Source organism: Intrasporangium sp., assembly GCF_051961875.1.
GTDB lineage: Bacteria > Actinomycetota > Actinomycetes > Actinomycetales > Dermatophilaceae > Intrasporangium_A.
Genome location: NZ_JBQCCV010000266.1, coordinates 1 through 12,911, shown reverse-complemented (window position 1 = coordinate 12,911; position 12,911 = coordinate 1). Strand labels below are relative to the sequence as shown.

General features: G+C 72.1%; 10 protein-coding genes. 7 read left to right on the top strand and 3 right to left on the bottom strand.

What is annotated here, in order from left to right; all coding sequences use genetic code 11:
* Nucleotides 1-116 precede the first annotated feature (116 nt).
* The 6 genes from ACTHJJ_RS16410 to ACTHJJ_RS16385 all read left to right on the top strand — a co-directional run bounded on the left by ACTHJJ_RS16410 (nt 117) and on the right by ACTHJJ_RS16385 (nt 6,834).
* The gene (locus ACTHJJ_RS16410) at nt 117-1,061 is read left to right on the top strand and encodes a carbohydrate ABC transporter permease (protein WP_440304017.1); all 945 of its coding nucleotides are present in this window, start codon (nt 117-119) and stop codon (nt 1,059-1,061) included.
* Nucleotides 1,061-1,900, top strand: coding sequence for a carbohydrate ABC transporter permease (locus ACTHJJ_RS16405; RefSeq protein WP_440304016.1), 840 nt, complete (start codon nt 1,061-1,063; stop codon nt 1,898-1,900). Before ACTHJJ_RS16410 ends, ACTHJJ_RS16405 begins: the two co-directional genes overlap by 1 nt.
* Before the next feature lies 1 nt (nt 1,901).
* Nucleotides 1,902-3,341, top strand: coding sequence for a glycoside hydrolase family 3 protein (locus tag ACTHJJ_RS16400; protein WP_440304015.1), 1,440 nt, complete (start codon nt 1,902-1,904; stop codon nt 3,339-3,341).
* Nucleotides 3,338-4,327, top strand: coding sequence for an ROK family protein (locus ACTHJJ_RS16395; protein WP_440304014.1), 990 nt, complete (start codon nt 3,338-3,340; stop codon nt 4,325-4,327). Before ACTHJJ_RS16400 ends, ACTHJJ_RS16395 begins: the two co-directional genes overlap by 4 nt.
* Nucleotides 4,315-5,103 carry a glucosamine-6-phosphate deaminase gene (locus ACTHJJ_RS16390; protein ID WP_440304013.1) on the top strand — a complete coding sequence of 263 codons (789 nt, stop codon included), beginning with the start codon at nt 4,315-4,317 and terminating at the stop codon, nt 5,101-5,103. Before ACTHJJ_RS16395 ends, ACTHJJ_RS16390 begins: the two co-directional genes overlap by 13 nt.
* A 117-nt stretch (nt 5,104-5,220) precedes the next feature.
* The gene (locus ACTHJJ_RS16385) at nt 5,221-6,834 is read left to right on the top strand and encodes a PucR family transcriptional regulator (RefSeq protein WP_440304012.1); all 1,614 of its coding nucleotides are present in this window, start codon (nt 5,221-5,223) and stop codon (nt 6,832-6,834) included.
* A gap of 66 nt (nt 6,835-6,900) precedes the next feature.
* Here ACTHJJ_RS16385 and ACTHJJ_RS16380 read toward each other — a convergent pair whose 3' ends face one another.
* A complete protein-coding gene (locus ACTHJJ_RS16380; protein ID WP_440304011.1) occupies nt 6,901-8,280 on the bottom strand; it encodes an aspartate aminotransferase family protein in 1,380 nt (459 codons plus the stop codon).
* A 12-nt stretch (nt 8,281-8,292) separates the two neighbouring features.
* A complete protein-coding gene (locus ACTHJJ_RS16375; protein ID WP_440304010.1) occupies nt 8,293-9,783 on the bottom strand; it encodes a CoA-acylating methylmalonate-semialdehyde dehydrogenase in 1,491 nt (496 codons plus the stop codon).
* 61 nt (nt 9,784-9,844) lie between these two features.
* Between ACTHJJ_RS16375 and ACTHJJ_RS16370 the strand changes: the two genes are divergently transcribed.
* The gene (locus tag ACTHJJ_RS16370) at nt 9,845-11,194 is read left to right on the top strand and encodes an aminotransferase class I/II-fold pyridoxal phosphate-dependent enzyme (RefSeq protein ID WP_440304009.1); all 1,350 of its coding nucleotides are present in this window, start codon (nt 9,845-9,847) and stop codon (nt 11,192-11,194) included.
* 378 nt (nt 11,195-11,572) lie between these two features.
* Here ACTHJJ_RS16370 and ACTHJJ_RS16365 read toward each other — a convergent pair whose 3' ends face one another.
* Complete coding sequence (locus tag ACTHJJ_RS16365) at nt 11,573-12,538, bottom strand: IS481 family transposase (protein WP_440304008.1); 966 nt, start codon at nt 12,536-12,538, stop codon at nt 11,573-11,575.
* Nucleotides 12,539-12,911 lie beyond the last annotated feature (373 nt).

Here is a 12,911-nt window from a genome sequence, read left to right as displayed (position 1 = left end):
GGGCCCCCCTGGTTTTTGGCGGCCAAGACCCCGCGGGTGCGCCCCGTCCTGGGGGCCCCCGGGGGGGGGGGGCCCCCCCCCCGGGCCCGCCGGGCTCCGCTCCCGAAAGGCACGCCATGTCCGCCGAAGCCCCGGTGATCGCACCACCCACGGCCGAGGCACCGCCCCGCCCGTCCCGTCGCCGGCGCTCGCGGCTCCCTGCCGCGCTGATCCTGCCGACTGTGGTCCTGCTCATCGCCGCACTCGGCTACCCGGTCGGCTGGCAGCTGGTCACCAGCCTGCAGAAGTTCGGGCTGCGTCAGCAGTTCGGCCAGCCGCCCGAGTGGGTGGGCCTCGACAACTACGTCCGGCTGGTCACCGACCCGGCCATGTGGAGCGTCATCGTGCGCTCCGTCCTCTTCTGCCTCGTCTGTGCCTTCGTCACCGTCGTCGTCGGGGGACTGCTCGCCCTCCTCATGAACCGCGTCGGACGGGCGGTGCGACTGGTCCTGCAGGTCGCCCTGCTCCTCGCGTGGGCCATGCCGGTCGTCGCGACGATGACGGTCTGGATCTGGCTCGTCGACTGGCGGCGCGGGCTGCTCAACTGGCTCCTCGACAAGGCCGGCGTGGACGCGATCGGCCACAACTGGCTCGTCTCGCCCGTCTCGTTCCTCGTCATCGCAGGGGTCGTAATCGTATGGATGAGCGTCCCGTTCGTCGCCCTGTCGATCTACGCCGCCCTGACCCAGATCTCGGGGGACGTCATGGAGGCGGCGGCGCTCGACGGGGCGAACGGACGCCAGCGGCTGCGCTACATCGTGCTGCCCCTCGTCGCACCGGTCCTGACGATCGTCCTGCTGCTGCAGCTCATCTGGGACCTGCGCGTCTTCACTCAGGTCAAGCTGCTCCAGGAGGCCGGTGGCTTCGCCGGCGAGACCGACCTGCTCGGCACCTACATCTACCGTCTCGGCACCGGCGCCGGGGACTTCGGCACGGCCGGTGCGGTGGCGGTGCTCATGCTGGTCCTCACGGTGCTCGTGAGCCTGCCCTACGTGCGTTCGCTCATGAAGGAGGAGTCCTGATGCGTGCCAAGCACCTCGCGACCGGCCTCTACAGCCTCCTGGCCGTCGTCCTCGCCGTCGCCTGGGCCGGCCCGGTCTACTGGATGGTGAACTCGGCCTTCCTCGACCGGGTCACGCTCGAGTCGACGACGCCCACGTTCCTGCCCTTCGGCGGCTCGCTGGACAACTTCCACGCGGTCGTGGCGGACCCGCGGTTCGGCCGGGCCCTCGGTGTGTCCCTCGTCGTCACGCTCGTGACCGTCGTCGCGGCCCTCCTGATCGCCTTCCTCGGGGCGCTCGCGATCAGCCGCTTCCGGTTCCGGGGCCGGCGCTCGTTCATCCTCGCGCTCCTGCTCATCCAGATGCTCCCCGCGGAGGGCCTCTTCATCGCGCAGTACAAGATGATGAGCTCGCTCGGGCTGCTCAACAACGTCATCGGCCTCTCGATCCTCTACGCGGCAGCGGTCGTCCCCTTCACGGTGTGGATGCTCCGCGGCTTCGTCACCGGCGTGCCGGTCGACCTCGAGGAGGCCGGCATGGTGGACGGCCTGTCCCGGACCCAGGCGTTCCTCCGCATCACCTTCCCCCTCCTCGCGCCCGGGCTCGTCGCGTCGGCGGTCTATGCCTTCCTGCAGTGCTGGAACGAGTTCACCGTCGCCCTCGTCGTGATGACCGACGAGCAGTCACGCACCCTGCCCCTGTGGCTGCGCGGCTTCGTCCAGGCGAGCGCGACGCGCGAGATCGACTGGGGCCAGGTCATGGCGGCCTCGACCCTCGTCGCCGTCCCCGTCATCGTCGTCTTCCTCCTCGTGCAGGGGCGGATGAGCAGCGGCCTCGTCGGCGGGGCGGTGAAGGGCTGACATGGACACGTCGAGGGAGGCGCTGCGGCGCCTCGTGGCAGGCACGCTCATGCCCGGTTTCGCCGGCACCCGCCTCCCGGGCTGGATCCACGAGGAGTATGTCGCTGGGCTGCGCGCCGTCTGCCTGTACGGCGCGAACGTGGCCGGGCCGGAGCAGCTCCTCGAGCTCTGCGCTGAGCTGCGCGGGCTCGGCGACGACCTCGTCGTCGCCGTCGACGAGGAGGGCGGCGACGTCACCCGGCTGCACTACCGGACCGGCTCCCCGGAGCCGGGCAACGCCGTACTGGGGCGACTCGACGACGTCGAGCTGACGCGGGACTCGGCCGTCCGGATCGGGGCCGAGCTCGCGGCATGCGGCATCACCCTCGACCTCGGACCGGTCGTCGACGTGAACTCGGCTGCCGACAACCCGGTCATCGGGGTGCGCAGCTTCGGGGCGGACCCGGCGCTCGTCGCCCGGCACGCGGCCGTCTGGGTGGCGGGTCTGCAGTCGACCGGGGTCGCGGCCTGTGCCAAGCACTTCCCCGGCCACGGCGACACCGTCGCCGACTCGCACTTGTCGCTGCCCGTCGTCGACACGGCCCGGGACGTCCTCGAGACGCAGGAGCTCGTACCCTTCCGTGCCGCCGTCGAGGCCGGGGTCGCCGCGGTCATGACGTCCCACCTCCTCGTGCGGGCGCTCGATCCCGACCGGCCGGCGACGTTCTCGCCCACGATCCTCACGGGGCTGCTCCGGCAGGGGCTCGGCTACGGGGGCGTCATCATCAGCGACGCGCTCGACATGGTCGGCGCGAGTGGGCAGACCGGTATCCCCACCGCGGCCGTCCGCGCGCTCGCCGCGGGCTGCGACCTGCTCTGCATCGGCGCCGAGACGACCCACGAGGACTACCTCGCCGTCGTCGACGCGCTCGTCTCCGCGGTCGAGGACGGCCGGCTCGACGCGGACCGAGTGGCCCAGGCGGCCACCCGCGCCCGCACCCTCGCCCAGCCCCCGTCGAAATGCCCCGAACTGTCGAGTGGGCACCACCCGCCGAGTGGCGACTTCCCGACGGACGTCATCGGCCGTGCCTTCGAGATCTCGCCCGCCGCCCACGAGTGGCTCGCCCGACCCGAACCGGCCGCCATCGTCCAGGTGGACACCGAGGCCAACCTCGCCGTGGGCGGCGTGCCGTGGGGGCCGCGGACGATCGGGGCGACAGTGACACTGGCCGACGTGCCGGCGACCGGGAAGGTGGCCGTCGTCGGTCGCGGGGTGGGCCCGCACCATCCGGCACGCGAGCTCGCGGATCGGCTGCGCCAGGAGGGCCGCGCCGTGCTCCTCGTCGACTGCGGCTGGCCCACTGCATCGGCGGACATCGTCACGTTCGGCGGGTCGCGCGCCGTCGCCGAGGCCCTCGTCGACCTCGTCACCGGGCGACGTGAGACGGTGAGCCGGCGATGAGACTCGGCCTCGACATCGGTGGGACGAAGACGGCTGCCCTCGTGCTCGACGAGGCCGACCGCGTGGTCGCCCAACGCCGCACCGCCTCCGGCCGCGGTCCGGCGGAGGTGATCGACGTCGCCGCCGCCCTGGCCCGGGAGACCGCTGCGAGCGTCGGCGGCCTCGATCAGATCACCGCGGTGGGCGCCTGCATGCCCGGCCTCGTCGACCCGGGCCTCGGCACCGTGCGGCACGCGGTCAACCTCGACGTGGAGGCGGTCGACCTGCGGACCGGGCTGGGAGACCGGCTCGGGCTGCCGGTGGTCGTCGACAACGACGTCAAGGCAGCGGCCCTGGGCGCGCATCACCACCTCGGCACCCCACGCGACCTGGCACTCGCCTACCTCAACCTCGGCACCGGTCTCGCCGCCGCCGTCGTCCGGGACGGCTCGGTCGTCCGCGGCGTGCACGGGGTGGCCGGCGAGATCGGGCACCTGCCCGTCGGTGGCCCGGTGCAGTGCTCCTGTGGTCAGGTCGGCTGCCTCGAGACGGTGGCGTCGGGGACGGCGCTCAACCGGATGTGGGGCCGGCCGAGCACGACGACCGACGACCCGTTCGCGGCGGCCCGGGCCGGGGACGAGCTGGCCCGGCGGGCGGCCGACGCGCTCTGCGCCGGCATCGGCCTCGCCATCGAGCTGCTCGTGCTGGCGAACGGCGCCGAGCGGGTCGTCGTCGGCGGCGGCCTGACCCACCTCGGCCCCGCCCTGCGCGACGGGATCGAGCGGGACCTCGTCGCACGCGCGGCCGCCTCACCCTTCGTCGCATCGCTCTCGCTCCCGGACCGCGTCGTGCTCCTGCCCGCCGACGTCCCGGTGGCTGCACTCGGCGCCGCCCTGGGAGCCGCGCTGGGAGCCGCCCCGGGCGTCCCCCCAGCGGGGGCGGGAGCCGCACCGCTCACGGCCGCCGGGTCCCAGCCCGAGGAGGTCGAGACCGCGTGGACGTCCTGATCGTCCCTGACCCGGGCGCCGTCGCCCGCGAGGCGGCCGCCGCCGTGATCGCGGGCCTGCGCCGGGCCGACGGCGACGTCGTCCTCGGGCTCGCCACCGGCTCGTCACCGCTGGGGCTCTACCGGGAGCTCGCGCGCCTGGCGGCCGAAGGCACGCTCGACCTCACCGCGGCGACGGGGTTCGCTCTCGACGAGTACGTGGGCCTGCCGTCCGGCCACCCGCAGTCGTACCGCAAGGTCCTCCTGCGCGAAGTCTGCGCGGTAACCGGGCTCCCCCCCGAACGGCTCCACGTGCCAAACGGCAGCGCGACCGAGCTCGACGCCCTCGAGTGGGCGGCAGCGGCATACGAGGACGAGATCCGCGCCGCCGGGGGAGTGGACGTCCAGGTGCTCGGCATCGGCGGCAACGGCCACCTCGGCTTCAACGAGCCCGGCTCGTCCCTCGCGTCGCGCACCCGGGTCAAGCGGCTCGCGGAACGGACACGCCGGGACAACGCCCGCTTCTTCGAGCGGCCCGAAGACGTCCCGACCCACTGCCTGACGCAAGGACTCGGCACCATCCTCGAGGCCCGGCGACTCGTGCTCGTCGCGACGGGCGAGGCCAAGGCTGCGGCCGTCGCCGCCGCGCTCGAGGGGCCGCTCACGGCCTCGTGCCCCGCGTCGGTGCTCCAGTGGCACCCGGACGCGGTCGTGGTCATCGACGAGGCCGCGGCCGCGGGGTTGCGCCACCGCAACTACTACGACGCCGCCGCCCTGGGCCTGCACCCGACCGGCTGAGGCCCTGAGCGGCATACCGGAGGGCTGAGTGCCGGGCACGAGGAGTGTCGGACAGACCGACCGGCGCGCCCTATGCTCTGAGCGCCCGTCTCACTCAGGGAGGAGAACATGTGGCGCATGACAGCTGACCTCAGCGACCCGCCGGCTGGGACGGATTGTCCGGCGGAGGGCGTCACCCTCCCGACCGTGCGCGAGGTGCTGCGCCTGCGGCCGGTCACAGACGGCGTCCCCGAGGTGCTCGCCGGCGGCTCCGGCCTCGACGCCTCCGTCCGATGGACGCACGTGTCCGACAGCACGGGCGTTGCGCGGCTGCTCAACGGCGGAGAGCTGTTGATGTCGACGGGTTCGGGCTGGCCCGAGGACCCAGCGGCCCTGCGAGGTTTCGTCGCGCAGCTCGTCGAGGCGCGCGTCGCCGCGCTCATCCTCGAGCTGGGCACCCACCTGCGATCGACCCCGGAGGTGGTCGTCGATGCGGCCCGCGAGCACGGCCTCGTGCTCGTCGCCCTGCACCGCGAGGTGAAGTTCGTGTCGATCACCGAGGTGGTGCACCGGCTCATCATCGACCAACAGACGGCTGCGCTGCGGGCCCGCGACGAGGTGCGCGACCGCTTCACCGCACTCACGCTGCGCGGGGCGCCGGCCGACTACGTCGTGCAGCAGCTGTCGCTGACGCTGTCGGCCCCGGTCGTGCTCGAGAACCTGGCCCACGAGGTCGTCGCGGCCGAGGTCCCGAGCCGGATGGAACAGGACCTCTTCGCCGACTGGGAGCGCCGCTCCCGCGCTGCCCACCGGGTAGGCGAGCCGGAGTGGCTCGTCGTCCCGGTGGAGGCACGCGGGACGCGCTGGGGGCACCTCATCGCGCTGCCCGGCCCGGCCCACCCCGCCGGACGGCTCGGCGTCCTCCAGCAGGGTGCCATCGCGCTGGCGCTCGGACGGCTCGCCGACGGACGCGTCGACGAGTGGGAGCGCCAGGGCCGGCCGCGTCTGCTCGAGCAGCTCGTGTCGGGCCGGTTCGCCAGCACCCCGGGAGCCGTCGCCCGGCTGGCGGCGGCCGGGCTGCCGATCGAGGGACGCGCGCTCCAGGGCATCGTCATCTCGCGCGCGCACGTCACGCAGGAGCGGGTGGATGCCGCGGCGCGGGCCCTGGGCGGGCGGGCCGTCGCCGTAGCGGCGCCGGCCAGTGTGCCGCCTCCGGCCGTGAGCATCTTGCTGTCGCTGCCCACCGGTGCGGTGTTCGACGATGCCGCGGCGCTCGCGTTCGCCAGGAAGGCCGCAGATGACGCCGACCGGCTCGTCGCATCCGTTGGCTCGGCAGTGACCGGGCTCGAGGCCGCGCTCAAGTCTCTCCAGGAGGCGACCGACCTCGCGCGGACCGGCGGACGCCCAGGACGGGGCGACCCGCAGCTGCGCCGCGCCGACGCCCGTCCGCTCGTCCGGCTGGTGACCAATCTGCGTGACGACCACCGCCTGCTCGAGCACGGCGAGCGGATGCTCGCACCCCTCATCGAGCACGACCTCAGCCGCGACGGCGACCTGCTCGACGTGCTCGCCGCGGCGCTGGCCCATCCGACGAACCGCACCGCGGCGGCGTCCGCCTCACACCTGTCCCGTTCGGTGTTCTACCAGCGCCTGGCGCTCATCGAGCAGCTGCTCGACGTCGATCTCGACGACGGCGAGACGCAGACCGGGCTCCACCTCGCGCTGCTCGCGCGGCGCAGCTCTGGCCGGTAAGGCGGGACGGCCGGCGGGCCGTCGCCGCCACCCACAGCAGGGTGGCGGCGACGTGCCGGTGCTGCGTCAGCTGCCCGCGTAGTACCTGTCCGCGACGCTGAGGGCCTCGTCGAGGATGGCCAGGCCCTCACGGACCTCGTCCGCGCTGGTCGTGCACGGCGGCACGACGTGGGTGCGGTTGAAATGGATGAAGGGCCAGAGCCCGCGTTCCTTGCACGCCGCCGCGAAGGCGGCCATCGGCGCGGCGGCCGCACCCGACGCGTTGTACGGCACGAGCGGCTCGCGGGTCGCGCGGTCGCGGACGAGCTCGATCGCCCAGAACACTCCCAGCCCGCGCACCTCACCGACGGAGGGATGCCGCTGAGCCAGCTCTTGCAGGCCCGGCCCGATGACCTCGGCGCCGAGTGTGCGAGCGTGCTCGATGACGCCCTCGTCGCGCATCACGGTGATGGACGCGACGGCGCTGGCGCAGGCGAGCGGGTGGCCGGAGTAGGTCAACCCGCCGGGGTAGGCGCGGTCGTCGAAGGTTGCCGCGATCTCCCGGGAGATGAGGACGCCGCCGAGGGGCACGTAGCCGGAGTTGACGCCCTTGGCGAAGGTGATGAGGTCCGGCGTCACGGCCCAGTGGTCGATGGCGAACCATTCGCCGCACCGGGCGAACCCGCTCATCACCTCGTCGGCGATGAGCATGATGCCGTGCTCGTCGCACAGCTCGCGGACACCGGCGAGGTAGCCCTCCGGCGGGACGAGGATGCCGTTGGTGCCGACGACGGTCTCGAGGACGATGGCGGCGATGGTGTGGCCGCCCTCGACCATGATGACGTCGCGCAGGTGGGCCAGGGCGCGCTCGCACTCCTGCTGCTCGTTCTCGGTGTGGAACGCCGACCGGTAGGGGTAGGGACCCCAGAAGTGGACGACGCCGGGGTTGGCCGGCTCGGAGGCCCACCGCCGCGGGTCGCCCGTCAGGGCGATGGCTCCGGTGGTCGCGCCGTGGTAGCTGCGGTAGGCGGCCAGGACCTTCTGGCGTCCGGTGTGCACACGGGCCAGGCGCATGGCGTTCTCGTTGGCCTCCGCCCCGCCGTTGGTGAAGAAGACCTTCTCAAGCCCCTCCGGGGCGACGCTCGCGATGAGGCGGGCCGCCTCGGAACGCGCGTCGTTGGCGAAGCCCGGCGCCACGGTGACCAGCCGCTCGGCCTGCTCCTTGATCGCCGCGATGATCGCCGGGTGCTGGTAGCCGATGTTGACGTTGACCAGCTGGGAGGAGAAGTCGAGGTAGCGCTTGTCCGTCTCGTCCCAGAAGTAGCTGCCCTCGGCCCGCACGATCGGCATCGGGTCGATCTGGGCCTGGGCGGACCAGGAGTGGAAGACGTGCGCACGGTCCAGCTCGCGAGTCTGTCCAGGCGTGAGCAGGGGGGCGACCTCGCGGGTGGTGGTGTCGGTGGTCATCTGTCGCGGTCCTTATCGGGTCGTGGGGAAGCCGAGGTCGATGGTCGAGGTGGCGGGGTCGGGCCAGCGTGAGGTGACGACCTTGCCGCGGGTGTAGAAGTTGATGCCCTCGGGGCCGTACATGTGAGTGTCGCCGAACAGCGAGTTCTTCCAGCCCCCGAAGGAGTAGTAGGAGACGGGGACGGGGATCGGCACGTTGATGCCGACCATGCCGACCTCGACCTCGAACTGGAACTGGCGGGCGGCGCCCCCGTCGCGGGTGAATATCGCGGTGCCGTTGGCGAACTGGTTGGCGTTGATCAGCTCGACGGCCTCCTCGAACGTGCCCACTCGGACGACCCCGAGCACCGGGCCGAAGATCTCGTCGGTGTACACGGTCATCGCCGGGGTCACCCTGTCCAGCAGGGTCGCGCCGAGGAAGAACCCGTCGCTCGGCACGTCGGCCTGGCGGCCGTCCACGACGACAGCCGCGCCGTCCTCAGCACCCGCCGCGATGTATGACGCGACGCGGTCGCGGTGCTCGCGGGTGATGAGCGGGCCCATGTCAGTCCCGGGCTGCGCGCCGTCGCCGACCACCAGCTTGGGCAGCCGGACGGCGATCGCGTCGACGAGCGGGTCGGCGATGTCGCCGACGGCCACGGCGATCGACAGGGCCATGCACCGTTCACCGGCGGCGCCATACGCGGCGGAGACGATCGAGTCGGCCGCCAGGTCGAGGTCGGCGTCCGGGAGCACGACGGCGTGGTTCTTCGCGCCGCCGAGGGCCTGCACCCGCTTCCCGTTCGCCGTGCCGGTCTGGTAGATCTTCTCGGCGATCGGGGTCGACCCGACGAAGCTCACCGCGGCGACGTCCGGGTCGTCCAGCAGCGCGTCGACGGCCTCCTTGTCGCCCTGGACCACTGTGAACACGCCGTCCGGCAGGCCCGCCTTCGACCAGAGCTCGGCCAGTAGCAGCGAGGCCGAGGGGTCCTTCTCGCTCGGCTTGAGCACGAAGGCGTTGCCACAGGCGATCGCGTTGGCGCACATCCAGAGCGGCACCATGACGGGGAAGTTGAACGGGGTGATGCCGGCGACGACGCCGAGGGGCTGGCGGATGCTGTAGACGTCCACGCCGACGGACACCTGCTCGGAGAAGCCGCCCTTGAGCAGCTGGGGGACGCCCGTGGCGAACTCGACGTTCTCCATACCGCGAGCGATCTCCCCGAGGGCGTCGGCGTGAACCTTGCCGTGCTCGGCGGTGATCACGCTGGCGAGCTGGTCGGCGTGCTCCTCGAGCAGCCGGCGGAAGGCGAACAGCACCGCCGCCCGGGTGGAGAGCGAGGCGCTGCGCCACTCCTTGGCCGCTGCCTTGGCGGTCTGCACCGCGGCGCGGACCTCGGCGGTGCTGGCCAGGTCGACCTCGCCGGACTGCTCGCCGGTCGCGGGGTTGTGGACGGGTGCGGTGCGGCCGGAGGCGCCGAGCTGCGGCTTTCCATTGATCCAGTGGGAGATCCGAGTTGTCATGCACCCGAATTTACGTAACAGAATCGAGGCACACAATGACTTCGTTGCTATGTTACAAACTATGCGTGAGGTGATCTCCGAGATCGAGACGCGGCTGGACGAGCCGACGGCCCGTGGGCTGGCGACGGCGGTCAGCCGATCGATCCACGAGGGTGCCCTCCAGGGCGGCGACCGGCTGCCACCTATCCGCACGTTGGCGCACCACCTCGGACTCTCGCCGACCACGGTCAGCGCCGCCTGGGCCTTGCTCGCCCGGGCCGGCAGCATCCACACCGCCGGACGCCGCGGCACCCTCGTGGCCGACAGCAGGGCGCCCCGCGACGGCCGCTACCGGCGCACCCTCGAGCGTCCGCTCCCCTTCGCGCTCGACCTGTCAACCGGGGTCCCGGACGCCGCGCTCCTGCCCAGCCTGAGCCGCGCGCTGGCGTCGCTGACGACACCCGGCACCCCGCACAGCTACCTCGACGACCCGGTCCTGCCGGAGCTGCGCGCGGTGCTCGTCGACGACTGGCCCTACCCACCGCCCGAGATGACCGTGGTCGACGGCGCCATGGACGCCCTCGAACTGGTCATCCGCACCACGCTGCGCTTCGGCGACCGGGTCGTCGTCGAGCACCCGTCGTTCCCGCCACTGCTCGACCTGCTCGAGCACGCGGGCGTCGAGGTCGTCGGCGTGCCCCTGGACCGTCAGGGACTGGTGCCCGACCGGCTCGCCGAGGCGCTCACCAAGCCCACCGCCGCCGTCTTCCTCCAGCCCCGGGCCCACAACCCGACGGGCACCTCGATGAGCGCTGCCCGCGCCAGGTCGCTCGCCCGGATCCTGCGGCCGGCGGACGCGCTCGTCATCGAGGACGACTCGGCGAGCGGGATCTCCACTTCGCCCGACGTCAGTATCGGGACCTGGCTGCCCGAACGGACCGTGCACATCCGCAGCTTCTCCAAGTCCCACGGCCCGGACCTGCGGCTCGCGGCGCTCAGCGCGTCGTCCGACCTGGTCGGTGCGATCCACCACCAGCGCCAGCTCGGGCAGGGCTGGAGCAGCCGGCTGCTCCAGCGGCTGCTCCTGGGCCTCCTCATCGACCCGAGGAGCGCCCGTGAGATCACGTTGGCCCGGGCCGAGTACGCGCGACGCCGAAACGGGTTCGTCGACGGGCTCCAGCGGCAAGGCATCCCGGTCGCCGGGGATGACGGCCTCAATGTGTGGGTCCCCGTTGATGACGAGCCGTCCGCCCTCATGCGGCTCGCCGCGCAGGGCGTCGGCGTCGCGCCGGGCACCCCGTTCCAGGTGCTCCCGGAGACGGCTGGCCACGTCCGCGTCACCACCGGTCTCATCACGCGCAACCTGGACGAGGTGGCCCGGGAGGTGGCCGCCGCCGCTCACGCCACTGGGTGGGGCAGCCGCGCCCGGTAGCTGAAGCCCACTGGACGGGAAGGTGACTTTGGCGCTGGATCAGCGTCACGCCGACGTATACCGCCAAGCCGGGCTCGCCTTCCACGTCGAGTGAGCGCTCCGTCCCATCCGTCACACGGACCCCCTGTGACTGGTGCGACGAACGGCTCACTCGATGAGGTGGGTGGGCGCTGGGACCGGTGGGACGGATCGCTCACTCGTCGAGGTAGGGGTGCGCTGGGACGGGTGGGACGAACTGCTCACTCGTTGAGGTAGGTGGGGCGCGAGCGGGTCCGCGCGCAGCGTCATACGGTTGTATGCCGCCCCAGCACGGTTCGCCTTCCAGACGGGGCAGTCCCCATGCGGTCAGGCCGAGCAGCGTCTAGATGTACCCGGCCATCAGGTTGGTAGCAGTCGGCTGACCGGCGGACGTCCTCCGAGTGCGCTGTGGCGACGTTCAGTGTTGTAGTGCTCGAGCCATGGCGCAAGGGCGGCGGCGCGTTCGTCGTTGGTGGTGAAGGGCTGGCGGTAGGCCCACTCGGTGGCCAGGGTGCGGTTGAGGCGTTCGACCTTGCCGTTCTGCCAGGGGCAGTGGGGCTTGATGAACTTCTGGGCGATGCCGTGCTCGGCGCACACCGCTCGGAGCGAGTAGCGGTAGGCCCAGGCGTTGTCGGTCATCAAGCGTTCGATCCGGGTGATGCCGTGCGCGGCGAAGTAGTCGATCGCGCGCTGCAGGAATGCCGCGCAGCTGACGCCCTTCTCGTCGGGCAGGATCTCGCTGTAGGCCAGCCGGGAGTGGTCATCGACCAGGGAGTGGACGTAGTCGTATCCGACTTTGGTGGACCGGCCCCGTTGGATGGCCCCGGCTCCACGGCCGTGGGCTCGCCACCCGCCGCCGTCGGGGATGCGTCCGATCTTCTTGACGTCCATGTGCACCAGCTCGCCGGGCCGCTCACGTTCGTAACGCACCGCGGTCTGCTTCGAGGAGCGGATCACCTCACCGGTGATCGGGTCGCACTCACGCAGGTAGGGCACGGCATGGCGGCGCAGGATCCGTGACACCGTCCGCGCCGGCACCCCGACGCGCGCGCCGAGCACGTCGGGACCTTCGCGATGCTCGCTGCGGGCGGCCAGGACCTTCTGCTCGAGCTCGTCGCTGGTCCTGGTCGGCATCCTGTGCGGCCGGGAGGAGCGGGTAAGCAGGCCGGCGTCGCCTTCGGCGGCGTAGCGCTCGATCCAGGTCTTCACGCACTTGCGGGACACGCCCATCGCCGCGGCGATGTGGGCCTGGGGCCAGCCCGCCTGATGGCGCTGGACGATCAGGCGCCGACCATGGACGGTCAGCCGAGCACTACCGTGGGACACGAGAACCTCCGGGTTGGAGTGGGCCTTAGACAAGCCACATCCCATTCGGAGGTTCTCGTTCGTTCAAGCAGGCTCGCTGCTACCAACGTCCTGGCCGGGTACAACTAGCAGGTATGCCGGGTCACCCGACCACACCGGAGAGCGGGCGAAGGCGGGCGGCGCGAGCGACTCATCGACGGCGCCCCTGGCGAGAACTGTCACGCAGGTCGGGAGTGCGCCGTCGGTGCCCGAAGCGAGCGCAGCCGCCTTCGCCAGCCGCAGCCACTGGTGAGCGAGGACGCGGCGTCGGAGGGTGGGTAGTGGATTGGTATGACTCCGACCGACCCCGCATCGGCCCCGAGTGAGGAGAAGCCCGAGGACCCACCGCCGCCGC

Excerpts from the sequence above, each read along its gene's own strand:
- ACTHJJ_RS16405 (WP_440304016.1), top strand. The coding sequence starts at position 1,061 with ATGCGTGCCAAGCACCTCGCGACCGGCCTCTACAGCCTCCTGGCCGTC.
- ACTHJJ_RS16395 (WP_440304014.1), top strand. The coding sequence starts at position 3,338 with ATGAGACTCGGCCTCGACATCGGTGGGACGAAGACGGCTGCCCTCGTG.
- ACTHJJ_RS16375 (WP_440304010.1), bottom strand. The coding sequence starts at position 9,783 with ATGACAACTCGGATCTCCCACTGGATCAATGGAAAGCCGCAGCTCGGC.
- ACTHJJ_RS16385 (WP_440304012.1), top strand. The coding sequence starts at position 5,221 with ATGACAGCTGACCTCAGCGACCCGCCGGCTGGGACGGATTGTCCGGCG.
- ACTHJJ_RS16410 (WP_440304017.1), top strand. The coding sequence starts at position 117 with ATGTCCGCCGAAGCCCCGGTGATCGCACCACCCACGGCCGAGGCACCG.
- ACTHJJ_RS16370 (WP_440304009.1), top strand. The coding sequence starts at position 9,845 with ATGCGTGAGGTGATCTCCGAGATCGAGACGCGGCTGGACGAGCCGACG.
- ACTHJJ_RS16380 (WP_440304011.1), bottom strand. The coding sequence starts at position 8,280 with ATGACCACCGACACCACCACCCGCGAGGTCGCCCCCCTGCTCACGCCT.
- ACTHJJ_RS16400 (WP_440304015.1), top strand. The coding sequence starts at position 1,902 with ATGGACACGTCGAGGGAGGCGCTGCGGCGCCTCGTGGCAGGCACGCTC.